General features: G+C 73.0%; 20 protein-coding genes and 2 riboswitches. Of the genes, 8 read left to right on the top strand and 12 right to left on the bottom strand.

What is annotated here, in order from left to right:
* Positions 1–312: 312 nt before the first annotated feature.
* Positions 313–777: a GNAT family acetyltransferase gene (locus GJQ66_RS14550; RefSeq protein ID WP_368732514.1), complete on the bottom strand. Its 465-nt coding sequence runs from the start codon at positions 775–777 to the stop codon at positions 313–315.
* Positions 774–1,367, bottom strand: coding sequence for a GNAT family N-acetyltransferase (locus tag GJQ66_RS14545; protein WP_230379189.1), 594 nt, complete (start codon positions 1,365–1,367; stop codon positions 774–776). The genes GJQ66_RS14550 and GJQ66_RS14545 overlap by 4 nt, the downstream gene beginning before the upstream one ends.
* 17 nt (positions 1,368–1,384) lie before the next feature.
* On the opposite strand from GJQ66_RS14545, the gene GJQ66_RS14540 reads away from it, so the two are divergent.
* Complete coding sequence (locus GJQ66_RS14540; RefSeq protein ID WP_230379188.1) at positions 1,385–1,858, top strand: NUDIX domain-containing protein; 474 nt, start codon at positions 1,385–1,387, stop codon at positions 1,856–1,858.
* The gene (locus GJQ66_RS14535; RefSeq protein WP_368732513.1) at positions 1,855–2,274 is read left to right on the top strand and encodes an NUDIX domain-containing protein; all 420 of its coding nucleotides are present in this window, start codon (positions 1,855–1,857) and stop codon (positions 2,272–2,274) included. The genes GJQ66_RS14540 and GJQ66_RS14535 overlap by 4 nt, the downstream gene beginning before the upstream one ends.
* Before the next feature lie 67 nt (positions 2,275–2,341).
* Here GJQ66_RS14535 and gcvP read toward each other — a convergent pair whose 3' ends face one another.
* The 6 genes from gcvP to thiM all read right to left on the bottom strand — a co-directional run bounded on the left by gcvP (position 2,342) and on the right by thiM (position 9,888).
* Positions 2,342–5,167, bottom strand: a complete 2,826-nt coding sequence (gene gcvP, locus GJQ66_RS01210; protein ID WP_368732512.1) for an aminomethyl-transferring glycine dehydrogenase — start codon at positions 5,165–5,167, stop codon at positions 2,342–2,344.
* A complete protein-coding gene (gcvH, locus tag GJQ66_RS01205; RefSeq protein ID WP_155047525.1) occupies positions 5,164–5,544 on the bottom strand; it encodes a glycine cleavage system protein GcvH in 381 nt (126 codons plus the stop codon). Before gcvH ends, gcvP begins: the two co-directional genes overlap by 4 nt.
* Positions 5,541–6,650 (bottom strand): glycine cleavage system aminomethyltransferase GcvT, encoded by a 1,110-nt coding sequence (gene gcvT, locus GJQ66_RS01200; protein ID WP_155047524.1) that lies wholly within the window; start codon positions 6,648–6,650, stop codon positions 5,541–5,543. The genes gcvH and gcvT overlap by 4 nt, the downstream gene beginning before the upstream one ends.
* A 154-nt stretch (positions 6,651–6,804) precedes the next feature.
* Positions 6,805–6,896, bottom strand: a riboswitch (glycine riboswitch).
* 72 nt (positions 6,897–6,968) lie between these two features.
* A complete protein-coding gene (gene thiD / locus GJQ66_RS01195; protein WP_155047523.1) occupies positions 6,969–8,414 on the bottom strand; it encodes a bifunctional hydroxymethylpyrimidine kinase/phosphomethylpyrimidine kinase in 1,446 nt (481 codons plus the stop codon).
* Positions 8,411–9,070: a thiamine phosphate synthase gene (locus tag GJQ66_RS01190; protein ID WP_368732511.1), complete on the bottom strand. Its 660-nt coding sequence runs from the start codon at positions 9,068–9,070 to the stop codon at positions 8,411–8,413. Before GJQ66_RS01190 ends, thiD begins: the two co-directional genes overlap by 4 nt.
* Entirely contained in the window at positions 9,067–9,888 is an 822-nt protein-coding gene (thiM, locus tag GJQ66_RS01185) for a hydroxyethylthiazole kinase (protein WP_155047522.1), read from the bottom strand. The genes GJQ66_RS01190 and thiM overlap by 4 nt, the downstream gene beginning before the upstream one ends.
* Positions 9,877–9,971, bottom strand: a riboswitch (TPP riboswitch). It overlaps the preceding gene by 12 nt.
* 109 nt (positions 9,972–10,080) lie before the next feature.
* Here thiM and nadA point away from each other — a divergent pair.
* The 5 genes from nadA to GJQ66_RS01160 are packed head-to-tail and all read left to right on the top strand — an operon-like array spanning position 10,081 to position 15,476.
* The gene (gene nadA / locus GJQ66_RS01180) at positions 10,081–11,379 is read left to right on the top strand and encodes a quinolinate synthase NadA (protein WP_155047521.1); all 1,299 of its coding nucleotides are present in this window, start codon (positions 10,081–10,083) and stop codon (positions 11,377–11,379) included.
* Positions 11,376–12,821 (top strand): L-aspartate oxidase, encoded by a 1,446-nt coding sequence (gene nadB, locus GJQ66_RS14530; protein ID WP_155047520.1) that lies wholly within the window; start codon positions 11,376–11,378, stop codon positions 12,819–12,821. The genes nadA and nadB overlap by 4 nt, the downstream gene beginning before the upstream one ends.
* Positions 12,818–13,669, top strand: a complete 852-nt coding sequence (nadC, locus tag GJQ66_RS14525) for a carboxylating nicotinate-nucleotide diphosphorylase (RefSeq protein WP_368732510.1) — start codon at positions 12,818–12,820, stop codon at positions 13,667–13,669. Before nadB ends, nadC begins: the two co-directional genes overlap by 4 nt.
* A complete protein-coding gene (locus tag GJQ66_RS01165; protein ID WP_155047518.1) occupies positions 13,669–14,790 on the top strand; it encodes a cysteine desulfurase family protein in 1,122 nt (373 codons plus the stop codon). Before nadC ends, GJQ66_RS01165 begins: the two co-directional genes overlap by 1 nt.
* The gene (locus tag GJQ66_RS01160) at positions 14,787–15,476 is read left to right on the top strand and encodes an NUDIX domain-containing protein (protein ID WP_368732509.1); all 690 of its coding nucleotides are present in this window, start codon (positions 14,787–14,789) and stop codon (positions 15,474–15,476) included. The genes GJQ66_RS01165 and GJQ66_RS01160 overlap by 4 nt, the downstream gene beginning before the upstream one ends.
* A gap of 6 nt (positions 15,477–15,482) precedes the next feature.
* Here the strand turns inward: GJQ66_RS01160 and GJQ66_RS01155 are convergent, their stop codons facing one another.
* The gene (locus tag GJQ66_RS01155) at positions 15,483–17,351 is read right to left on the bottom strand and encodes an ABC transporter ATP-binding protein (protein ID WP_155047608.1); all 1,869 of its coding nucleotides are present in this window, start codon (positions 17,349–17,351) and stop codon (positions 15,483–15,485) included.
* A 233-nt stretch (positions 17,352–17,584) separates the two neighbouring features.
* Between GJQ66_RS01155 and GJQ66_RS01150 the strand changes: the two genes are divergently transcribed.
* Positions 17,585–19,000: an MDR family MFS transporter gene (locus tag GJQ66_RS01150; RefSeq protein WP_155047607.1), complete on the top strand. Its 1,416-nt coding sequence runs from the start codon at positions 17,585–17,587 to the stop codon at positions 18,998–19,000.
* A 70-nt stretch (positions 19,001–19,070) separates the two neighbouring features.
* Here the strand turns inward: GJQ66_RS01150 and GJQ66_RS01145 are convergent, their stop codons facing one another.
* From GJQ66_RS01145 to GJQ66_RS01135, 3 genes are all read right to left on the bottom strand, one after another.
* Complete coding sequence (locus GJQ66_RS01145; RefSeq protein ID WP_155047517.1) at positions 19,071–20,057, bottom strand: TerC family protein; 987 nt, start codon at positions 20,055–20,057, stop codon at positions 19,071–19,073.
* A 186-nt stretch (positions 20,058–20,243) separates the two neighbouring features.
* The gene (locus GJQ66_RS01140; protein ID WP_368732508.1) at positions 20,244–21,263 is read right to left on the bottom strand and encodes a pseudouridine synthase; all 1,020 of its coding nucleotides are present in this window, start codon (positions 21,261–21,263) and stop codon (positions 20,244–20,246) included.
* A 5-nt stretch (positions 21,264–21,268) separates the two neighbouring features.
* Positions 21,269–22,741 (bottom strand): sodium:alanine symporter family protein, encoded by a 1,473-nt coding sequence (locus GJQ66_RS01135; RefSeq protein ID WP_155047516.1) that lies wholly within the window; start codon positions 22,739–22,741, stop codon positions 21,269–21,271.
* Positions 22,742–22,752 lie beyond the last annotated feature (11 nt).

Below are 22,752 nucleotides of genomic sequence, written 5' to 3'. Positions count from 1 at the left end.
TCGCCCCGACGCTCGCCCGGCTTCGCCCCAGCCCCGTTTCGCTGTTCTCCCGGGCGCTGCTCGGGCCGTCGTTCGACCACGCGGTGCGCGGCCGGGCGCTCGCACGCGTCGAGCCGGGGGTCTACGCCGATGCCGCGGAGTGGGACCCACTCCCGCCCTGGGGTCGGTACCTCGCGCGCGTGCACGCCGTGGCTGCGCGCCGACCCCAGGCGGTCTTCGCCCTCGATTCCGCGTGCGCGCTGCACAGTCTCCCGGTTCTCGGGCACCCGCCGCACGTGCACATCCTCGCCGATGCGCGCGGACGCGCGCGGATCACGGGATCCGTGCAGACGCACTTCCGCACGGACGCCCTCCTCGCCGTGTCGGAGGACGAGGTCCGCGCATCTCGACCTCGACCGGTTCGTAGCCGAGAGCGTCGTAGAACCCGAGCACGCCCGCGTTGTCCCGGCGCACCATCAGCTGCACCTTGGGGCAGCCGAGTGCCGTGAGCCGTCGCTCCGCCTCCGCCACGAGCGCCACCCCGATGCCCTCGCCGCGACACGCAGGATCCGTCGCGAGATACGACAGCCACCCGCGGTGCCCGTCGTAGCCAGCCATGACGGATCCCACCACCGCACCGCCCGCATCCGCCACGAGCAGGAGGTCGGGCCACACCGAGCGCGCCCGGGCGATGTCGGCCCGCGGATCGTTCCACGGACGCGTGAGCGCAGCGGCCTCCCACAGCGCGACGACCGCGTCCTCGTCGCCGGAAGCGAAGGAGCGGATCCGGACCGTCACCGCGCCCGCTCCACGCGCGCCTCGAGCCCCCGCCGCACCGCGGGCCACTCCCCCGCGAGGATCGAAAACACGACGGTGTCGCGCACGTGTCCGTCGGGCATGATGCGGTGGCTGCGCAGCACGCCGTCCTGCTTCGCGCCGAGCCGGGCGATGGCCTGGCGCGAGGGGTGGTTGTGCCAGTGCGTGCAGAACTGGACCGCGATGCATCCGAGCTCGTCGAATGCGCGCTCGAGGAGCAGGAGCTTCGCCGCGGGGTTGATACCGGTGCCCTGGGCCGACGGCCGCAACCAGGTGTATCCGATTTCCAGCCGCCGGTTGGGTTCGTCGAGGGAGCAGAACGAGGTCATGCCGACCGCGGTGCCGGAGGACGGGTCGACGATCGCCCACGGCGCCATCTCGCCCGCCCGCTGCCGGGCGAGGCGACGTTCGATCTCCGCCGCGACGTCGTCCGGCGCCGGGATCGAGGTGAACCACAGCCGCCACACGTCGCCGTCGGCCGACGCCACGCGCAGATCCGCGGCATGCTCCGGCGCGAGCGGCTCGAGCCGGGCACGGGCGTTTTCCAGGAGCGGCGCGTTCTCGAAGACCATCCGCATAACCTATCGTCATGGGCACACCGGAATTCGTCCTCGACCTGCGCGCAAAAATCGGGCACGATCCCCTCTGGCTGGCGGGCGTCACCGCCGTCGTGGTCCGCGACGGCGACGTGCTGCTCGTCGAGCGCGCGGACAACGGCCGCGTGACGCCCGTGACCGGCATCATCGACCCGGGCGAGGATCCGATGACCGCGGGCATCCGCGAGGTGAGCGAGGAGGCGGGCATCACCGCGAAGCCCGAGGCGCTCGTGTGGGTGCACGCGCTGCCGCCCATGACCTACCCGAACGGGGATCAGTCGCAGTACCTCGACATCGTCGTCCGGTGTCGCGCGGACGGAGGCGATCCGCACCCCGCGGACGGCGAGAACACACGGGCGTGGTGGTGCCCCGTCTCGGAGCTCGACGCGGCCGGCCTGGACCCGGACATGCGCGAGCGGATCCGCGTCGCGCTCGAGCACGAGGGATCCGCGAGGTTCACCGCGTGATCGATCACGAGGCGCGGCGGATCCACGTGAGCGCCGTCGTCTTGCGGCACCCCGACGACGGCCGGATCCTCACCGTCCGCAAGCGCGGCACGAACATGTTCATGCAGCCGGGCGGCAAGCCCGAGCCGGGTGAGACCGCCATAGACGCGGCCGTGCGCGAGATCCGCGAGGAGCTCGGCGTGGCGCTCGATCCGACGGCCATGCGCCTGCTCGGCGTGTTCGAGGCGCCCGCCGCGAACGAGGGCGGATACGCCGTGCGGGGAACGGTGTTCACGCATCCTCCCGTGGAGGTGCGCGCGCCCGCCGCGGAGATCGAGGAACTGCGGTGGGTGGATCCGGACGAGGCGCTCTCGGACGACCTCGCGCCGCTCATGGTCACGCGGATCCTGCCGGCCCTCCGTGCCGCGGCCGCCTAAGTCCACAATTCTCCGACATGTCTCCGCCTCAGGGGGCAAGAGTCGTCGGAGAATTGTGGACTTAGGGTTAGGCGAATGCCTCGATGGGCGGGCAGGCGCAGACGAGGTTGCGGTCGCCGTAGGCCTGGTCGATGCGGCGCACGGGGGGCCAGTATTTGCCGGTGGGGCCCGCCGGGAACGCCGCGAGCTCGCGCGGGTAGGCGTGCGGCCAGTCGCTCGCCGCGACGGACTCCGCCGTGTGGGGCGCGCCGACGAGCGGGTTGTCGTCCGCGGGCCACTCCCCCGCCGCCACGCGCGCGGCCTCGTCCGCGATCCGGATCATGGCGTCGCAGAACCGGTCGAGCTCGCCCAGGTCCTCCGACTCGGTCGGCTCGACCATGAGCGTGCCCGCGACGGGGAACGACATCGTCGGCGAGTGGAACCCGTAGTCGACGAGGCGCTTGGCCACGTCGTCCACCGTGATGCCCGTCTCCTCGCGGAGCGGGCGGAGATCGACGATGCACTCGTGCGCCACGCGACCGTCGTCGCCCGTGTAGAGGATCGGGAAGCGGTCCGACAGGCGCGCCGCGACGTAGTTCGCCGCGAGCACGGCGGACGCGGTCGACTCCGCGAGGCCCTCCCGGCCCAGCATCCGGATGTACACCCACGTGATCGGCAGGATGCTCGACGACCCGTAGGGCGCGGCCGACACGGGGCCGATGCCCTCGCGGTGCTCCTGCGCCATCGCGTGCGACGGCAGGAACGGCGCGAGGTGCGCCTTCGCCGCGACGGGCCCGACGCCGGGGCCGCCGCCGCCGTGCGGGATGGCGAACGTCTTGTGCAGGTTGAGGTGCGAGACGTCGCCGCCCAGGTCGCCGAAGCGCGCCTGCCCGACGAGAGCGTTGAGGTTCGCGCCGTCGATGTAGACCTGCCCGCCCGCGTCGTGGACGGCGGCGGTGACCTCGAGCACGTCGTGCTCGAACACCCCGTGCGTGGACGGGTACGTGATCATGAGCGCCGCGAGCGTGTCCGCGTGCGTGGCGATCTTCGCCCGCAGGTCCGCAAGGTCCACGTTCCCGCGCTCGTCGCACGCGACCACCACGACGCGCAGCCCCGCGAGCACGGCGCTCGCCGCGTTCGTGCCGTGCGCGGACGAGGGGATCAGGCACACGTCGCGCCCGCCGTCGCCGCGGGAATCGTGGAAACGGCGGATCGCGAGGAGCCCCGCGAGCTCGCCCTGCGAGCCCGCGTTCGGCTGCAGCGACGCTGCGTCGTACCCCGTCAGGTCGGCGAGCCACTCTTCGAGCTCGCGGATCATCTCGAGGTAGCCCGTCACGCGCTCGGCTGGCGCGAACGGGTGGATCCGGCTGAACTCGGGCCACGACGACGCCTGCATGGCCGCCGCGGGGTTGAGCTTCATCGTGCAGGACCCGAGGGGGATCATGCCGCGGTCGAGCGCGTAGTCCTTGTCGGCGAGGCGCTTGAGGTACCGCATCATGGCCGTCTCGGAGCGGTGCTCGCGGAAGACGGGGTGGGTCAGGTAGGCGTCGCGGCGCACGAGCGCGCCCGGCAGGGCGGATCCGCCCGCCTCGCCCAGCCGGGCCCCGAAGGCCGCCGCGACGGACGCGAGGTCGGCCGGCGTGGTCGCCTCGCCCACGGAGATCCCGACCGTGTCGGCGTCGACGAGGTGGAGCAGCACGCCGTCGGCGTCCGCCCGCCGGACGATCTCGGCGGCCCTTCCGGGCACGACCGCCCGCACCGTGTCGAAGAACTCCCCGTGCGCGAGCGCGACCCCGCCCGCGCGGAGCGACGCCGCCAGGCCGGCCGCGCGCGCGGCGATGTCCGTCGCGATGCCGCGGATCCCGTCCGGTCCGTGGTACACGGCGTACATCGAGGCCATCACGGCCAGGAGCACCTGCGCGGTGCAGATGTTGCTCGTCGCCTTCTCGCGGCGAATGTGCTGCTCGCGCGTCTGGAGGGCGAGGCGATAGGCCGGCTGGCCGTCGGCATCGCGGGACACGCCGACGAGGCGCCCCGGCAGCTGTCGCTCGAGCCCCTGGCGCACCGCCATGAAGCCCGCGTGGGGCCCGCCGAAGCCGAGCGGCACGCCGAAGCGCTGCGTGGATCCCACGACAATGTCCGCGCCCAGCGAGCCGGGCGAGGCGATGAGCGCGAGGGCCATGAGGTCCGCCGCGGCGACCGCCTGGGCGCCCCGGTCGTGCGCCGCCTGGATCACCGCGGACGGGTCCCAGACGCGGCCCGATGCGCCCGGGTACTGCACGAGCACACCGAAGAACGCCTCCGGCAGGTCCTCGCCGCCCGCGAGGTCGCGCTCGGCGAGCTCGATCCCGACGGCCGACGCGCGCGTCGCGAGCACGGCCTTGGTCTGGGGCAGCGCATCGACGTCCACGACGAACACGGGCGAGGCCTGTCCGCGCACGGCCCGCCGGGCGAGCAGCATCGCCTCGACCGCGCTCGTGGCCTCGTCGAGCATCGACGCGTTCGCCACCGGCACGCCCGCGAGGTCCGCGACCATGGTCTGGAAGTTCAGCAGGGCCTCGAGCCGCCCCTGGGAGATCTCGGGCTGGTACGGCGTGTAGGCGGTGTACCAGGACGGGTTCTCGAAGACGTTGCGCTGGATCACCGCCGGGGTGATCGTGTCGCTGTACCCGAGCCCGATCATGGGGCTCGCGACGCGGTTTTTCGCCGCGAGCGCGCGCAGCTCCGCGAGGGCCTGCGCCTCGCTCACGCCCTCCGTCGGGACGGCGCCCGCCGCGTCGACGGAGCGGATCGCCTCCGGAACGGCCGCGCGGAGGATGCCGAGCGCCGAGCTGCCCTCCGCGCCGATCGTGGCGGCCATGTGCTCCTGCGCGCCGATCGTGCCGACGTGGCGCTCGAGGAACGGGCGCGTCACGCGTCGGCCCCCGTGAGCGCGGCGTAGGCGGCGCGGTCGAGGAGGCCCGCGACCTCGCTGGCCACGCGCACCTTCACGAGCCAGCCGTCGCCGAACGGATCCGCGTTCACGAGCGCCGTGTCGGCGTCGGCCGCCTCGTTGATCTCGACGACCGTGCCCGACACGGGCGCGTAGAGCTCGGACACTGACTTCGTCGACTCGATCTCGCCCATGACGTCGCCGGCGGCGATCTCCTGGCCGACGGTCGGCATGTCGATGTAGACGACGTCGCCGAGCTGCTCGGCGGCGTGGTCGGTGATGCCGATCGTCGCGATGTCGCCCGAGACGGCGACCCATTCGTGCTCGGCGGTGTAGGACAGGGTGGTGAGATCGGTCATTTCTGGCTCCGGTAGAAGGGAAGGTCGGTGAGGGTGGCGGGGATGCGCGTGCCGCGAACGTCGATCGCGAGGGCCGCGTGGACGGCGCCCGGATCGACGTACGCCATCGCGATGGGGTGGCCAAGGGTGGGGCTGAGGGCGCCGCTCGTGACCTCGCCGACGACGCGGTCGCCCGCGTAGACCGCGTATCCGGCGCGGCCGGCCCGGCGGCCCTCGCTCGCAAGTCCGACGAGCACGCGGGCGCCCGGCCGCGGCGAGGTCGCGGCCTCCCCGACGAACCCGGTCTTGTCGGCGGGGATGATGCGCCCGAGGCCGGCCTGCGCCGGCACGATGCCGCGCCCGAGCTCGTGGCCGAAGAGCGGCATGCCCGCCTCGAGGCGGAGCGTGTCGCGCGCGGCGAGGCCGGCCGGCACGAGGCCGTCCTCGGCCCCGGCCGCGAGGAGCGCGCGCCACAGGTCCGCGGCGAGCGCCGCGGGCACGTACAGCTCGAAGCCGTCCTCGCCCGTGTAGCCCGTGCGGCCGACGAGGAGGTCGGATCCGCCGAACCTCGCCCAGGCGAACCCGTAGTTCTTCAGCTCGCCGAGGCGGCCCGCCCCGTCGATCTCGCCCGTGCGCTCGAGGATCCGCCGCGACGCGGGGCCCTGCAGTGCCAGCAGCGCGTAGGCGTCCGACTGATCGTCGACCGCGACATCCGCCGCCCCGGACGCGCGCTCGGCGAGCGCGGTGGCGACGTCCTCGCGGTTGCCGGCGTTGGCTACGACCAGGAACGCGTCGTCCGCAAGGCGGTAGACCACGAGGTCGTCGATGATTCCGCCGTCGGGCGCGAGGATCATCGTGTACTTCGCCCGGCCCACCGCGACGCGGGAGAGCCGGCCCGCGAGCGCGGCGTCGAGGAAGGATCCGGCACCCGCGCCCGAGATGAGAATCTCTCCCATGTGGGAGATGTCGAACAGGCCGGCGCGCTCGCGCACGGCGCGGTGCTCGGCGAGGTCGGAGGTGTAGCGCACGGGCATGCGCCACCCGCCGAAGTCGGTAAACGTCGCGCCGAGCGCGGCGTGTTCGGCGGCGAGCGGGGTCTCGCGGAGGGGCGGTGGAGGGGACGACATGGAGTTCTCCCGGTCGGGCGGACGCGCCCCGGTCGAGGCGCGATGAGAACTCCCCCTCTGTCATGAACCTGAGAGCTTCGACGCGACCGGGGTCGCGCCTTTCACCGTCGGCGGCAGCGCGGCACTACCTGCGCTGCTCTTTTCAGAGCGGCCGGATCCGACAGCGGTAACGACACCTGAGAGATTGGCGGGGAGGCTTGCTCCTTCGGTGACCGGGGTACCCCGGTACTCTCCCGCGCGGATCGTGCGGCCTGTATTCGGTTGTGCGCCCTCAGCGTACCCGCGGCGGGACCGCCTGTGCCACGGCCCCTCCGCGCGTCACGGGCGCTGCGCGAAGAAGGCGCGCTCGTGGCGGGCGGAGACGACGAACGCCTCGCGCATGCGCTCGAGCGCGGCGTCGTCGGCGCGGTGCGCCGCCCGCTGGGTCCAAGCGATGGCCTCGCGCGTGGCGTCGCGAAACGCCGGGTCGTCGTAGGTCTGGAGCCAGTCCTCGTAGGGGTGCCCTGACCGTGAGGCGCGGGCCAGCCGTCTCCCCACGTCGTCGTAGATCCAGAAGCACGGCAGGACGGCGGCCGCGAGGACACCGTGGTCGCCCGCGGCCGCGGCCGCCTCGAGATGTCCCAGGTAGGCGCGGGTCTCCGGCGAGGGCTCGGGCGGATCCCCGGCGACGCGCGAGCGGTGCAGCGCCATCTCGGTCTCGACGCACGCTCGCGCGGACGCGGCCCAGAAGGCGCGCTCGTCCGCGCTCGGCGCGATCTCGCCGAGCCCGGCCAGCACGCGCGCATAGGCCCCGAGGTAGACGGCGTCCTGCGCGAGGTAGTGCGCGAACCGTTCCTGCGACAGGGACCCGTCCCCGAGCGCGGCGACGAACGGATCGCGATCGATATCCGCCCGGATCGGCGCGATGTCCTCCCACCACGACGCGCACTCGGCCCGGCGGCGCGGCGGCAGGGCGCCCGCGCGGTGGGCGTGCGCGTGATCGACGGGACCGGATCCGTGCCCCACGTCGAGCGCGTCCGCGGCCGCGAGCGCACCGCGGAGCCAGTCGCGGGCGAGGCGCGTCGCCCAGACCCAGTCGGCCTCTCCGGCGGCGATCGTGGCGAGCGCGGAAGAGAGCGAGCATCCGGTCCCGTGGGTGTGCGGAGTGTCGATGCGATCACCCTCGAACCACACCACCTCGCCCCCGGGGCGGACGAGGGCGTCCGGGCAGTCCGCCGAACCCAGGTGTCCGCCCTTCGCCAGCACCCGCACGCCGTGCCGCGCCGCCAGGGTCCGTGCCTGCGCGGCCAGCTCGTCGCGCGTGCGCGCGGCGGGCGCCCTCACCAGCGCGGCGAGCTCCGGGACGTTGGGCGTCACGACATCCGCGAGCGGGAGGAGTGCGTCGAGCGCGCCCTCGGCCTCGGCGCGGAGCAGCCGATCCCCGCTCGTGGCGACGAGGACGGGGTCGAGCACGATCCGGGGCGCACCCAATAGCCCCGCGAGCCAGCCCTGCACGACGTCGATCGTCGCCCGGTCCGCGAGCATCCCGATCTTGACGGCGTCGATCCGCACGTCGGCCGCGAGGGCGTCGAGCTGGTCGGCGAGCACGCCCGGCGGCGGCACGTGCACGGCTTGCACGCCCCGGGTGTTCTGCGCCGTGAGGGCCGTGATCGCGGCCATGCCATACCCGCCGCACGCGGCGATCGACTTCAGGTCCGCCTGGATCCCGGCGCCCCCCGACGGATCCGACCCCGCGATCGAGAGGACGTGGGGGATGCGCGTCATGCGGCCCCCCGCCATTCGGCCGCGAGGTCCGCCGCGGCCCGGCGCGGGTCCTCCGCGAGGCACACGGCTCGCACGACGGCGACGCCGGCGGCGCCCGCCGCCCGCGCCGATGCCGCGTCCCCCGTCCCGAGGCCCCCGATCGCGACGACCGGCACCTCCCGCGCCGCGCGGCACGCGCGCGCGAGCCCGGCCCAGCCGAGGGGATCCGGATGGTCGGGCTTCGTGGGCGTCGCGCGGACGGCGCCCGCGCCGATGTAGTCGACGGTCCCCGCGGGCAGCGCGTGGATCGCGGCGATCTCGCGCGGCGTGCTCGCGCTCACCCCCACGACGGCGCCCTGGCCGACGATCCCGCGGACGTCGCTGGCGGACAGGTCGGACTGTCCGACGTGGACGCCGTGGATCCGCGCGCCGGCCGCCGCGGCCGCGAGGTAGACGTCCACCCGGTCGTTGATGAGAAGGCGCGCCGTCCCCGCCAGCGCCGCGGCGCACTCCGCCACCAGGTCCCGAAACGCCCCGGCCCCCAGCCGCTTCGCGCGCAGCTGGATCGTCCCCGCTCCCCCGGCCTCCGCCGCGGCCACGACCGCCGCGACGTCTCGCCCGGCGAGCGTCGCGAGGTCGGCCACGACGTAGGTGGCGAGCGCCGCGCGGGCGCTCACGCGGCCACCTCGATCGGGCGGGACGCGAGGTCGGCGGGCGCCACCTCGGCGAGCGCGTCCAGGAACGCCACGGCGAAGGATCCCGGACCGTCCGCGCGGCCCGCGGCGCGCTCGGACGCCTCGGCGTACAGCGCGTGCGCGGCCGCTACCGCCGCCGACGGGCCCGCATCGGCGGCGCAAGCGACGAGCGCCGCGACGACGGCGCCGAGCGAGCACCCGCCCCCGGTCATGCGCGTGAGCCACGCGCTGCCCCCGGAGATCCGCAACTCCCGCTCGCGCGCGACGACGAGGTCCTGCGGCCCGCTGACCGCGACCACGGCGCCGGTCTCGCGCGCGAGGCGGCGCGCCGCAGAGAGGGCCGCGTCGACGTCGCACGTCGCGTCCACCCCGCGCCCGGCCGCGGCCTCCCCCGCGAGCGCCCGGATCTCGGACGCGTTGCCGCGAATCGCGGCAGGCCGGTCGGCGAGGAGCTCGCGCGCGAAGCCCGTGCGCAGGGTCAGGGCGCCGACGCCGACGGGGTCGAGCACCCACGGGGTTCCGGAGGCGCGCGCCGCGGCGACGGCCTCGCGCATCGCCACGCGGGAGGCATCGTGCGGCGTGCCGACGTTGACGAGGACGGCGGAGGCGGCCACTGCGCACTCCCCGGCCTCCCCCGGCAGATCCGCCATGACGGGCGCCGCCCCCGCCGCGAGGAGCGCGTTCGCCGTGACGTTCGTCACGACGGCGTTGGTCAGGCACTGGACGAGAGGCGCCTCGCGCCGCATGCGTTCCAGCGGGCCAGCGAGGTCGACGCCGTTCGGGCGCGCAACAGTGTGCATGGACATCCCTCCGCTCGTGTCACCGAGATCAGGTTCAGCGGGTGTGTTCTCAGTCCCCGGCGGGGACACCCCGTGTCTCGCGACGACCCTATCGCACGGGTCCGCAGGCCCCCGACTTGCCCTTATGGTCCAAAGCACCTAACGTGTGGCACATCTTCAGGTCATACCGACCTTTCCCATTCGAGGATCCTCATGCCCGCCACCCGCATCACCCTCGCCTCCCGCGCCGACGCCTCCGTGGCCGCCGCCCTCGCCGCCGGGACGGACGACTCCTGCACGACCGACCTCCAGGCGCCGCCCTGGGAGTTTGACCGCGTTCCCGGGTACGGCCCCGGCTCGTCGATGGCGGACGCCTTCCCGCCCGCGTCGCCGGTCCAGGGCGAGCTGCCCGCGTCCTATCGCGCGGCGTCCGACGAGGAGCTGCACGACCGGATCCGCCGCGCGAAGGAGGCCCTCGGCGAGCGCGCGGTGATCCTCGGGCACTTCTACCAGCGCGACGAGATCGTCCAGCATGCGGACTACGTCGGCGACTCCTTCCAGCTCGCGCGCGCGGCGACGGAGCACCCGGAGGCCGAGGCGATCGTCTTTTGCGGCGTGCACTTCATGGCGGAGACGGCGGACCTCCTCTCGGGACCCGACCAGGCCGTGGTCCTGCCGCACCTCGGCGCGGGGTGTTCCATGGCCGACATGGCGGACATCGACGAGGTCGAGGACTGCTGGGAGCAGCTCGAGGACGTGCTGGGGCCCCTCGACGAGCCGGACGAGGACGGCCTCGTCCCCGTCGTGCCCGTGACGTACATGAACTCCTCGGCCGCGATCAAGGGGTTCGTCGGGCGCCACGGCGGCATCGTGTGCACCTCCTCAAACGCCCGCGCGGTGCTCGAGACCGCGCTCGCCCGCGGCCGGCGCGTGCTCTTCTTCCCCGACCAGCACCTGGGCCGCAACACCGCACGGGCGATGGGCATCCCCCTCGACCAGATGCCGCTCTGGAACCCCCGCCGGCGCCTCGGCGGATCCTCCGAGGGCGACGTGCGCGCGTCGCGGGTCCTGCTCTGGCACGGGTTCTGCTCGGTCCACCGCCGCTTCACGGTCGCGCAGATCGACCAGGCGCGCACGGAGCACCCCGAGGTGCGCGTCATCGTGCATCCCGAGTGCCCCATGGACGTCGTCGACGCGGCGGACGAGTCGGGATCCACCGACGTCATCCGCCGCGCGATCGAGGGCGCCACGGAGCCCACGACGTTCGCGATCGGCACGGAGATCAACCTCGTGCGCCGGCTCGCGGCCGAGAACCCGCAGCACACGATCTTCTGCCTCGACCCCGTCGTCTGCCCCTGCTCGACGATGTACCGCATCCACCCCGCCTACCTCGCCTGGGCGCTCGAGAAGCTCGTGGACGGCGAGGTCGTCAACCGCATCCGCGTCACGGGCGAGGTCGCCCGGCCGGCGCGCGTGGCGCTCGAACGCATGCTCGCGGCGACCCCCTCATGACGCGGGTGCTTATCGTCGGCAGCGGCGTCGCGGGCCTTGCGGCGGCGCTCGCCGCGGACGCGGCGGGGGCGGAGGTCGAGATCGTCACGAAGGCGGACCCTGCGGGCGGATCCACCTGGCACGCGCAGGGCGGCATCGCCTGCCCCGTGGACGCGGGCGACCGCGCCGCGCACGCCCGCGACACGATGGCCGCGTCCGCCGGGCTCGCGGACGCTCGCGCGGTCGCCGCGCTCGTGGACGGATCCGCCGGCGCCGTCCGCGCCCTGGCCGACGCGGGCGTCGCGTTCGACCGCGACGCCGCGGGCGCCCTCGCCCGGGGTCGCGAGGGCGCCCACTCGCGGACCCGCATCCTTCACGCCGGCGGGGATGCGACCGGCCGCGCGATCTCCCGCGCGCTGCTTCACGCGTGCCGCGCCCGGGGGATCCGCCTGCGCTCCGGCGCGATGGTCGCGGATCTCCTCCTCGATCGCGGCCGGGCCCGCGGGGTGCTCCTCACGGACGGCCGGATCCTCGAGGCAGACGCCGTCATCCTCGCCACGGGCGGGATCGGCGAGGCGTACCCGACCTCCACGAACCCCGCCGTCGCGACGGGCGACGGGATCGCCGTCGCCCTCCGGGCGGGCGCCCGCGTCGGCGACATGGAGTTCGTGCAGTTCCACCCCACCGTTCTCGCCCGCGGGGGGCGTTTCCTCGTCTCTGAGGCCGTCCGCGGCGAGGGCGCCCGGCTTGTCGACCGCGACGGGCGCCCCGTGATGGCGGGGATACACCCGGCGGGAGACCTCGCCCCGCGCGACGCCGTCGCCCGCGCGCTCGCCCGGGTCGAGGCGCGGCAGGACGGCGCCCCCGCGCTCCTGGATGCGACGGGCCTCGGCCGGGCGTTCCTCGCCCGCCGATTCCCGACGATCGACGCCGCGACCCGGCGCGCGGGGCTCGACTGGTCGCGCGAGCCGATCCCGGTCTCCCCCGCCCAGCACTACCTCATGGGCGGCGTGGTCGCCGACCTCGATGGGCGCACGACGGTCGCGGGCCTGTGGGCCGCGGGCGAGACCGCGCGCACGGGCGTGCACGGGGCGAATCGCCTCGCCTCGAACTCCCTCCTCGAGGGCGCCGTCTTCGGCGCCCGGGCCGGCCGCGACGCGGCGACGGCGCCGCTGTCCGCGCCGCGGCGCCCGGATCCCGTCCCGCCGGCCGAGGGAGAGGGAGGAGCGTTCACCCGCGCCGAGCTGCAGGCCGTGATGTGGGCGGCCGCGGGGCTGTTCCGCGACGCCCGCGGCCTCGCCGACGCGCGGCGCACCCTCGCCGCGTGGGGTGGCACGAGCGCCACACAGGAGGATCGCAACCTCCTCGCGGTCGCGCGGGCCGTGGTCGACGCGGCCGCTCGCCGGCGCGGATCCGTGGGCGCGCACGCGCGCACGGACGACGACGCGAGGGCCGCCGCGTGACCGCGCGAGGGCTCGTCGAGGACATCGTCGCCCGCGCGCTGCGCGAGGATGCCCCCTGGGGCGACCTCACGGCCGCCGCCTTCCTCCCCGAACCCTCGACGGCCACGGCGGACCTCGTCGCCCGCGAGGCGGGCGTCTTTAGCGGCGGCGACGCGTTCCGCGCCGCGTTCGCGCTCACGGATCCGGCCATCCGCGTGTTCGAGGTGGCCGCCGAGGGCACCCCCTTCCAGCCGGGCGACGTGCTCGCGCGCGTCGCGGGGCCGGCGCGGAGCGTGCTGGAGGCGGAGCGGGTCGGGATCAACCTCGCGCAGCGGCTCTCTGGCGTCGCAACCCTGACCGCGCGGTTCGTCGCGGCCGTCGCCGGCACCGGCGTACGCATCGCCGACACGCGCAAGACGACGCCGGGCCTGCGCGTCCTCGAGCGCGCGGCCGTCCGGGCGGGCGGGGGCGCCAACCACCGGTTTTCCCTGTCGGACGCGGTCATGGTGAAGGACAACCACCTGGTCGTCCTCACCGCCAGCGGCGCGTCGCTGACGGAGGCGCTCCGCGCGGGGATCTCCCGCCTCCCCCACACGGCCCACGTCGTCGTCGAGGTCGACCGGCTGGACCAGATCGAGCCCGTGCTCGCGGCGGGCGTAGACACGATCCTCCTGGACAACTTCTCGCTCCCGGATCTCCGGGCGGGCGTCCAGCAGGTCGCGGGGCGCGCGCAGGTCGAGGCCTCGGGCGGCGTGACGCTCCGGCGCGTAGCCGAGATCGCGGCCACAGGGGTCGACGTGATCTCGGTGGGCGCGCTGACGCACTCGGCCACCGCGATCGACCTGGGGCTCGACGTCCGCGTCGCCTGATGCGCTACGTCGACAACGCCGCGTCGGCGCCGGTCACGGCGGAGGTGCGCGCCGCGATCGCGCCATTTCTCACGACCGGGTACGGCAACCCCTCCAGCGCGCACGACCTCGGCCGGGCCGCGCACGCCGCCCTGGATCGCGCCCGCCGGGTCGCGGCCGCCGTCGTCGGGATGCGGCCCGCCGACGTTGTGTTCACCTCCGGCGGCACGGAGGCGAACAACCTGGCGGTGAAGGGCATCGCCCTCGCCGCCCGCGGCCGGCACATCGTGACGACGCCCATCGAGCACTCGTCCGTCCGCGGGTCCGTGGCCTACCTCGAGCGCCTCCACGGCGCGCGGGTCACGGTCGTCCCCGTCGACCGCGCGGGGCGCGTGGACCCGGACGACGTCACGGCCGCGCTCACCGACGACACGGCGCTCGTCACGGTCGGCCTCGCGAACAACGAGATCGGGACCGTCCAGCCCGCCGCCCGGATCGCGGCCGTCTGCCGCGCGGCGGGCGTGCCGCTGCACCTCGACGCCGTGCAGGCCGCCGGCTGGTTGCCGCTGTCGTCCCTCGGCGCCGACGCCGTCTCGCTCGCCGGCCACAAGATCGGCGCCCCGCAGGGCACCGGGCTCGTCGCGATCCGGTCGCGGATCCCCGTCGAGCCGCTCCTGCACGGGGGCGGCCAGGAGCGCGGCCGCCGCGCGGGCACGGAGTCGGTCGCGGGCGCCGTCGGGCTCGCCACGGCGCTTGCCGCGGCCGAGGCGCACCGGGAGGACAACGCGCGACGCGTCCGCGACCTCCGGGACGCGTTCGTCCGCGACGTGAAGGCGCGGATCCCCCAGGTCGTCCTGACGGGTCACCCAACCGAGCGCCTGCCGTCGATCGCGAGCTTCTGCGTGCCGGGGGTCAACGGCGAGGCGCTCCTCGTCGAGCTCGAGCGCGACGGGGTGATCGCGTCGAGCGGATCCGCCTGTCGCGCGGGGAGCACGGATCCGTCCCCCGTCCTGCTCGCGCTGGGGCTCACGCCCGACGAGGCCCGCACGGCCGTGCGGTTCTCGCTGGCGCACGACGATACGCGGCCTCTCGGCCCGGTCGCCGAGGCGCTCGCGGCGGCGGTGGGTAGGCTCGCGGTGTGACGAGCACAGGCGACGACGATATCCGCGTGGCGGTGTCCACCGTGATCTTCTCGCTCCGCGCCCGCCCGGACGGCGACGTGCTGATGATCCCCCTCGTCCGGCGCACTCGCGAGCCGTTCGCCGACAGGTGGGCGCTCCCCGGCGGGTGGCTCGGCGGCGCCGAGGGGCTCGAAGACGCCGCGCGGCGCACGCTCGGCGAGACCACGGGGCTGCAGGCGAGCTGGCTCGAACAGCTCTACGCGTTCGGCGACGTCGACCGCTCCCCCACCCGCGTCGTCTCCGTCGTGTACTGGGCGCTGCTGCGCAGCGACCTCGTCGAGCGGCAGCGCGCCGCGGCCGACGCCCCGGAGAACGTCACGTGGTTCGACGTCGACGACCTGCCCGCGCTCGCCTTCGACCACAACCGGATCGTGGACTACGCGGTGTGGCGGCTCCGCAACAAGGTCGGATACAGCCGCATCGCGGCGGGCCTCCTGCCCGACGAGTTCACCCTCGCCGAGCTGCGGCAGGTCTACGAGACCGTGCTCGGCCGGCGGCTCGATCCGTCCAACTTTCGGCGCCTGCTCGAGGGATCCGAGGCCCTGCTCCCGACGGACGGGTTCCGGACGGGCCCGCACCGACCCGCGCGGCTGTTCCGATACAACGCTGACGTCGAGATGGCCGACCGCGGCCCGCTGTCCGCGTAGGGCGCCCTACTCAAGCGCGCGCCCCGTCGCGAGCTGCTCGGCCGCGAGCTCCGCGTAGAGCCCGCCCGCCCGCACGAGGGTCTCGTGGGTCCCGGACTCGACGATGCGCCCGCCGTCGAGCACGTGAATGACGTCGGCGCCGATGACCGTCGACAGCCGGTGCGCGATCGTCAGGGTCGTGCGCCCGCGCGCCGCCGAGGCGATGGCCTCCTGCACGACGCGCTCGCTCACCGTGTCGAGCGCGCTCGTCGCCTCGTCCAGGAGCAGGACGGGCGGATCCTTGAGGAGCACGCGCGCGATCGCGATCCGCTGCTTCTCGCCGCCCGAGAGCCGATACCCACGCTCGCCGACGACGGTCTCGTACCCCGCCTCGAAGCCCGCGATGCGCTCGTGGATGTTCGCCTGGCGGCAGGCGCGCTCGATCTCGGCGTCGGTCGCGTCGGGCTTCGCGTAGCGGAGGTTTTCCCGGATCGTCGCGTGGAAGAGGTAGGTCTCTTGGCTCACGATGCCGACGTGATCGACGATGTCCTCGCCGGCCAGGTCCCGCACGTCGGCGCCCGCGAAGCGGACGGATCCCTGGGCCGCGAGATACAGGCGGGGCGTGAGATAGAGGACGGTGGTCTTCCCCGCCCCGGACGGACCGACGAAGGCGACGTGCTGCCCGGGTTCCGCGACGAAGCTCACGCCATCGAGCGTCGGGGCGGACTCGGCCGACGCATCGGGGTATCGGAATGTGACGTCCCGGAACTCGATGCGCCCGAGCGGCCCTGGCGCGGCAGCCAGCGGGAGCGGATCCGGCCGGTCGACGATCGCGGGCGTGAGGTCCAGGTACTCGAAGATGCGCGCGAACAGCGCCGCCGACGTCTGCACCTCGAGAGCGACGCGCATGAGGCTCGTCAGCGGCATGAGGAGCCTCGCCTGCACCGTCGTGAACGCGACGATGGCGCCGGCGGTGATGGATCCGACGTCGCCCGCGATGAGAAAGCCCGCCGCCAGGTAGATGATCGCGGGAATGGCCGACATGAGGACGGTCACGACCGCGAAGAAGCCCTGCCCGCTCATGGTCTGGCGCACCTGGAGCGCGATCTGGTTGTCGTTCTCCGCCGCGTAGCGGGCCAGCTCCGCGCGCTGGCGATTGAACGACTTGGACAGCAGGATGCCGGACACGCTCAGGGTTTCCTGCGTGATGGCCGTCAGCTCCGACAGGGACTGCTGCGTCTCGGACGCGATCCGCGCGCGCACCTGCCCCACGCGGCGCTGGATGAGAACGAGCGGCGGCATGACAACGAGCGCGAGGATCGTGAGCCGCCAGTCGATGAGGGCCATCGCGACGATCGAGGCGATCACCGTGACCGTGTTCCCGAGAATGCTCGTAACCGTGCTCGTGAGGACCCCGGACACGCCCCCGACGTCGTTCTGCAACCGGGACTGGATCACGCCCGTCTTCGTGCGCGCGAAGAAGGACAGCTCCATAGACTGGAGGTGCTCGAACATGCGGACCCGCAGGTCGCCCGTGACGCGGTTGCCGACGCTCGCCGTGAACCACGTCTGCACCACCTGGACCAGCGCGCTCGCGACGTAGAGCCCGATCATGAGCCCGACGAGCGCGGCGAGGAGCGGAATGTTCACGCCGCCGGAGGCGGGAAAGAGCGCGTCGTCGAAGACGCGCTGAATCACGAGCGGCGGCACGACGCCGAGCGCCGCCCCGATCACGACGAGGAGAGCCGTCACGACGATGCGCGGCACGTAGGGGCGGAACAGTCCCGCGACGCGAGAGCCCAGGTGATCCACGCGCGGCGCCTCCGCGTTCAGCCGGCGCTGCGCGCGCTCGTCGATCGGCCGCATCCCGCGCCCTCCACCCATCGGTCGTCCCATGCTCACGGCTCGAGCCTATGCCCGCGCGGAGGGGGTGAAATCCGCGTAAATCTCGCGGGGAACGGAATGCTGGAAACCGAAGGGCGGTTAGTCTTGAACGTCTGCCTGCGAGGCGCCTTTTCGCCTGGCCCGAGGCGGACTCGGACCCTTCATACACGGAGTACTTCTTGACGACCGGAACCGGACCCGTGCGCGCCTCGAGCGCGACGCACGACACGATCGACCCCGCAGGGATGCGGGTCATCTGGCTGCTCCTTATAGCCGCCTTCGTCGCCATCCTCAACGAGACGACGATGGCCATCGCCATTCCCGAGCTGAACGTCACGCTCGGGATTCCGCCTGAGCAGGGGCAGTGGCTCACGAGCGCCTTCATGCTCACGATGGCCGTCGTGATCCCCACGACGGGCTTCCTCCTGCAGCGTTTCACGACGCGCCAGGTGTTCCTCGCCGCGATCTCGGCGTTCGCGCTCGGCACGCTCGTGTGCCTCGTCGCCCCCGGATTCCTCACGCTCCTCGTCGGGCGCATCATCCAGGCCGCCGGAACCGGCGTCATGATACCGCTGCTCATGACGACCATGATGAACGTCGTCCCGGCCCGCTCCCGTGGGCGCATGATGGGCCGCGTCGGCATGGTCATGTCGCTCGCCCCCGCGATCGGCCCGACGCTCTCGGGCGTCGTCCTCGACACGCTCGGCTGGCGCTGGCTCTTCGGGATCATCCTGCCGATCGCGCTCGTGGCGATGGGCCTCGGCGCGAAGTGGATGACGAACCTCGGCGAGACGACGCACGCGCCCATCGACGTCGCCTCGATCATCCTCTCCGCCCTGGGCTTTGGCGGCATCGTCTACGGTCTCAGCCAGTTCGGCGGGCACGGCGCGGACGGATCCTCCGGCCCCGGCGCGCTGCCGTGGATCATCATCGCCGCCGGCGTCGTGTTCCTCGCGCTGTTCGTGTGGCGTCAGCTCGTGCTGCAGAAGAAGGACGACGCCCTGCTCGACATGCGGGTCTTTCTCTCGCGCAACTACGTTCTGTCCGTCATCATCATGGCCGTCGTCGCGCTGTCGATGTTCGGCACGTTCTCGCTGCTGCCGCAGTACCTCCAGAACGTCGTCGGGCTCGACGCGACCCAGTCGGGTCTCGTCCTGCTTCCGGGCTCGATCCTCATGGGCGTCCTCGGCCCCGTCATGGGCCGGATCTACGACGCCCGCGGGCCGCGGACGCTCCTCATCCCGGGCACGATCATGATCGCGGCCGCGATGTTCTTCTACGCGCAGGCCACGGTGGTCACCCCCGTCTGGATGCTCGTCGGCATCCAGATGATCATGTCGCTGGGGCTCGCCGGATCCTTCACTCCACTGTTCTCCGCGTCGCTCGGCTCGCTCGAGCGCCGGCTGTACTCGCACGGATCCGCGGCGCTCAACACGCTGCAGCAGGTCGCGGGCGCCGCGGGGACCGCGCTGCTCATCTCGATCTACTCGACGTACCTGCACGCGGGCGAGCTCGAGGGCCTGTCGACCCCCGAGGCGGGCGCGCCGGGCGCGCAGGCCGCCTTCCTCGTCGCGGCGTTCATCGCGCTCGTGCCGGTCGTCCTGGCGTTCTTCATCCGCAAGCCGGAAGAGGACGACGCGGCGCCGCACGTCGGCCACTAATCGCCTCCTGACGCGACCCCCACCCCCTCGCATCGAGGGGGTGGGGGTCGCGTCCTTATCGGCCGCGGATCTACTCGCTCTCGGCGGCGCGGACCTCGTCGCGACGGGTCTTGGCCAGGCTCGCCACCGTGGCCACGGCGACCGTGGCGCCGATGAACAGCAGCGAGAACCAGATCGGGATCTCCGGCGCCCACTCCACGTGCTCGCCGCCGTTGATGAACGGCAGCTCGTTGACGTGGAGCGCGTGCAGCAGCAGCTTGACGCCGATGAAGGCGAGGATCACGGCGAGCCCCTGCGCGAGGTACACGAGCCGCTCGAGCAGCCCGCCGATGAGGAAGAACAGCTGTCGTAGCCCCATGAGCGCGAACGCGTTCGCGGTGAAGACGATGTACGCCTCCTCCGTGAGGCCGTAAATCGCAGGGATCGAATCGACGGCGAAGACGAGGTCGATGAATCCGATCGCCACGATGGTCATGAACATGGGCGTGACCAGGCGCGACCCGTCGCGCACCGTCGTGAGCCGGTCGCCGTCGTACACGTCGCTGACCGGAAGGAACCGCCGCACGATGCGCATGAAGCGCCCGTTGGCGGGGTTGTGGTCGTCGTCGCCGAAGGCCTGGCGATACGCGAGGAACAGCAGGAGCGCGCCGAAGATGTAGAAGATCCACGAGTAGTTCGCGATGAGCCCGGCGCCCAGAGCGATGAACGCGCCGCGCATGACGAGCGCGATCACGATCCCGATCATGAGGACCTTCTGCTGGTACTTCTTCGGCACCGCGAAGCTCGTCATGAGCAGCAGAAAGACGAACAGGTTGTCGATCGACAGCGCCTTCTCGGTGAGGTAGCCGGCGAAGTATTCGCCGCCGTACCCCCAGCCGGAGACGACGCCGATGCCGACGCCGAACAGGAGCGCAAGGCCGATGTAGAAGACCGACCAGCGGGCGGATTCGCCGACGGTCGGCTCGTGCGGGGTGCGGACGTGCGCGAAGAACTCGTACACGAAGAACGCGATTGTGACGGCGATCGTGATCGCCCAGGTTAGGGGGCTGACGTCCATGCAGGACTCCTCGGGGTGGGTGGCACGGAAATGACGCCAAGGTCTCCTCCGTCCCGGCGGTGACCGGGCCGGCGCCGCGGGACGACCTCGTTGTGTCCGTATTGACGCGTGCGCCGCAGGCGGGAGTACTCCCCTTGCTTCCGGATAGCGTACACGGCGCGGGAGGCGAATCCGCCCCGCGGCCGCTCAGGCGCGCGCCGCGTCGAGCGCGAGGCCGGACGCAAAGCGGCGCTCGGCGCCCGTAAACGGGTCGCGGAAGGCGAGCTCCGCCGCCAGCAGCTGGAGCTCGTGGGAGAAGTCGTACGGATCCGGATCCGTGTCCACCGGATACACCGGGTCGCCCATCAGCGGCAGCCCCAGAGCGTTCATGTGCACGCGCAGCTGGTGCGTCTTGCCCGTGTACGGCGCGAGACGGAACTCTGCCACCCGGCGGCCCGCGTGCGCGAAGGTGCGGAGGAGGCGGATCCCCGTCACGGCGTTGTCGGGCCCCGGCACCTCCTCGACCTGGCGCTGGCCGTCGCGCTTGACGAGGCGGGAGCGATAGACGACCTCCTCGCCGCGCTCCGCCCCGAGCGGAAGCGGGTCGCCCTCGCGCCAGCCGTCCGGAAGCAACGCCAGGGCGCGATAGGTCTTCCGCATCCCGCGCTCCTGAAACATCCGCTGGTACGCGCCGCGCGTCGAGGGGCGGCGGGACAGCGCGAGCAGACCCGCCGTCACGCGGTCGAGCCGGTGGATCGCGACGAGGTCGTCCTCGCCCCGCTCGACGCGCAGTCGGGTGACGACGCATTCGCGCACGAAGAGCCCGTTCGGCGTCGAGGCGAGGAAGTGCGGCTTGTCCACGACGAGGAGATCCGCGTCCTCATGCACGATGCGCACCTCGAACGGCACGCGCCGCTCGGGGAGGACCGGCTTGTGGAAGACGTAGAAGCCGCCGGGGATGAGCGGATCCTCGAGCGCGACGCGGCGACCCTCCTGATCCGTCAGCTCGCCCGGCCCCGTGAAGTACGCGGGGCCGATCGGGATCGCGCCGAAGGCCTGCTCGCGCCCCAGCGTCCGCGGCAGCACGACCTCCGCGAGCCACTCCCCGACGCTCGCGGGCACCGGATCGTCGCGCTGCGCGTGCGTGGCGGACCCGCCCGGCGCGCGCAGGCGCGCCGCCGTGATCCCGTCCCGCGGCGCGAGGATGCGCTTCCCGAACCTCGGCACGGCGGTCAGCGGCGGTGCGGGACCTCGAGCGGCCCCGTCACGCTGAGCTCGTCCTGCCAGCACTCGATGCCCGACACCCCGGGCAGGAGGTCCCGTGTGAAGACCGGGTCGCGGCCCGCGCGGCGCTGGCGCTGGTAATCCCTCAGGAGGGCGAAGACGATCCCGGACAGCAGGGCGAGCGCCACGAGGTTCGTCAGCGCCATGAATCCCATCGCGGCGTCCGCGAAGCTCCACACGACGTCGGCCGACAGGACGGATCCGACAAGCACCGCAATCACGACGAACGCGCGGTAGCCCATGAGCACCGACCGGCGGGTGGAGATGAACTCGATGCTCGCCTCGCCGTAGTAGTAGTTGCCGATGATCGAGCTGAAGGCGAGCAGGAAGATGATGACAGCGAGAGCCAGGAGCGACCAGCCCCCGAGGGCGCCGACGAGCGCGATCTGCGTCAGCTCGAGACCCACCGGCGCGCCCGCGAGGTCGGGCACGGCGGTGAGGATGATGAACGCCGTGATCGAGCAGATGAGGAACGTGTCGAAGTAGACGCCGAGCGACTGCACGAGGCCCTGCTTGACCGGGTGCGTCACGGCGGCGCTGGCGCCCGCGTTCGGGGCGGATCCGAGCCCCGCCTCGTTCGAGAACATGCCGCGCTTGATGCCCGTAAGCACGATGTATCCGAATGCCGCTCCGACGACCTCGTTGTAGCCGAAGGCGTCGGCGAAGATCGTCCCGACGGCCTGCGGGATCCGCTCCCACGACACGGCGACGACGGCGAGGCCGATGAGCAGGTACGCGAGCGCCATGAGCGGAACGACCGCCTGCGTCACGTGCGCGATGCGACGCACGCCGCCGAACACGACGAGCGCGGTGAGAAGCGCGACGACGACGCCCGCCACCCACGGCAGCCACGCCGGCGCGGATCCGCCGGTCGCCGACGCGACGGCTCCGTCGAGCGCCGCGGCGATCGTGTTGGCCTGCAGCGAGCTGAACGCGAACGGGAAGCAGACGATGAGGATGACGGCGAAGATGACGCCGAGCCAGCGCGCGTTCAGGCCGCGCTGCATGTAGTAGGCCGGGCCCCCGCGGAAGCCGTCGCGGTCCCGCACCTTGAACAGCTGGGCGAGCGTCGACTCGGCGAACGCGGACGCCGCGCCGATGAACGCCATCAGCCACATCCAGAACACCGCGCCGGGGCCGCCGATGGCGATCGCCGTGGCGACGCCCGCGATGTTGCCCGTCCCGACGCGAGAGGCCGCCGAGATCGTGAAGGCCTGGAACGCGGAGACCGACTGCAGCTCCCCGTTCGCGTCGCGGGGGGTGCGATCCCCCAGCGTGCGAAACATCTCGGGGATGAGGCGGAACTGCACGACGCCCGACCGGATCGTCAAATACAGGCCGAGGAGAACGACGATGGGGAGCACGACCCACGTCCAGAAGAGATCGCCTTTGGTCGCGAGCCAGGTTGCCACGGATTCCATCGCGCCAGTAT

This window comes from Microbacterium sp. ZXX196, assembly GCF_009709595.1.
GTDB lineage: Bacteria > Actinomycetota > Actinomycetes > Actinomycetales > Microbacteriaceae > Microbacterium > Microbacterium excoecariae.
This window is presented reverse-complemented; position numbering and strand designations above follow the sequence as displayed.

Bases quoted from the DNA above. Each gene is read 5' to 3' on its own strand.
- GJQ66_RS14545 (WP_230379189.1), bottom strand. From the start codon at position 1,367: ATGGTCTTCGAGAACGCGCCGCTCCTGGAAAACGCCCGTGCCCGGCTC.
- GJQ66_RS14540 (WP_230379188.1), top strand. From the start codon at position 1,385: ATGGGCACACCGGAATTCGTCCTCGACCTGCGCGCAAAAATCGGGCAC.
- gcvH (WP_155047525.1), bottom strand. From the start codon at position 5,544: ATGACCGATCTCACCACCCTGTCCTACACCGCCGAGCACGAATGGGTC.
- gcvT (WP_155047524.1), bottom strand. From the start codon at position 6,650: ATGTCGTCCCCTCCACCGCCCCTCCGCGAGACCCCGCTCGCCGCCGAA.
- thiD (WP_155047523.1), bottom strand. From the start codon at position 8,414: ATGACGCGCATCCCCCACGTCCTCTCGATCGCGGGGTCGGATCCGTCG.
- thiM (WP_155047522.1), bottom strand. From the start codon at position 9,888: ATGCACACTGTTGCGCGCCCGAACGGCGTCGACCTCGCTGGCCCGCTG.
- nadA (WP_155047521.1), top strand. From the start codon at position 10,081: ATGCCCGCCACCCGCATCACCCTCGCCTCCCGCGCCGACGCCTCCGTG.
- nadB (WP_155047520.1), top strand. From the start codon at position 11,376: ATGACGCGGGTGCTTATCGTCGGCAGCGGCGTCGCGGGCCTTGCGGCG.
- GJQ66_RS01165 (WP_155047518.1), top strand. From the start codon at position 13,669: ATGCGCTACGTCGACAACGCCGCGTCGGCGCCGGTCACGGCGGAGGTG.
- GJQ66_RS01155 (WP_155047608.1), bottom strand. From the start codon at position 17,351: ATGGGACGACCGATGGGTGGAGGGCGCGGGATGCGGCCGATCGACGAG.
- GJQ66_RS01150 (WP_155047607.1), top strand. From the start codon at position 17,585: ATGCGGGTCATCTGGCTGCTCCTTATAGCCGCCTTCGTCGCCATCCTC.
- GJQ66_RS01145 (WP_155047517.1), bottom strand. From the start codon at position 20,057: ATGGACGTCAGCCCCCTAACCTGGGCGATCACGATCGCCGTCACAATC.
- GJQ66_RS01135 (WP_155047516.1), bottom strand. From the start codon at position 22,741: ATGGAATCCGTGGCAACCTGGCTCGCGACCAAAGGCGATCTCTTCTGG.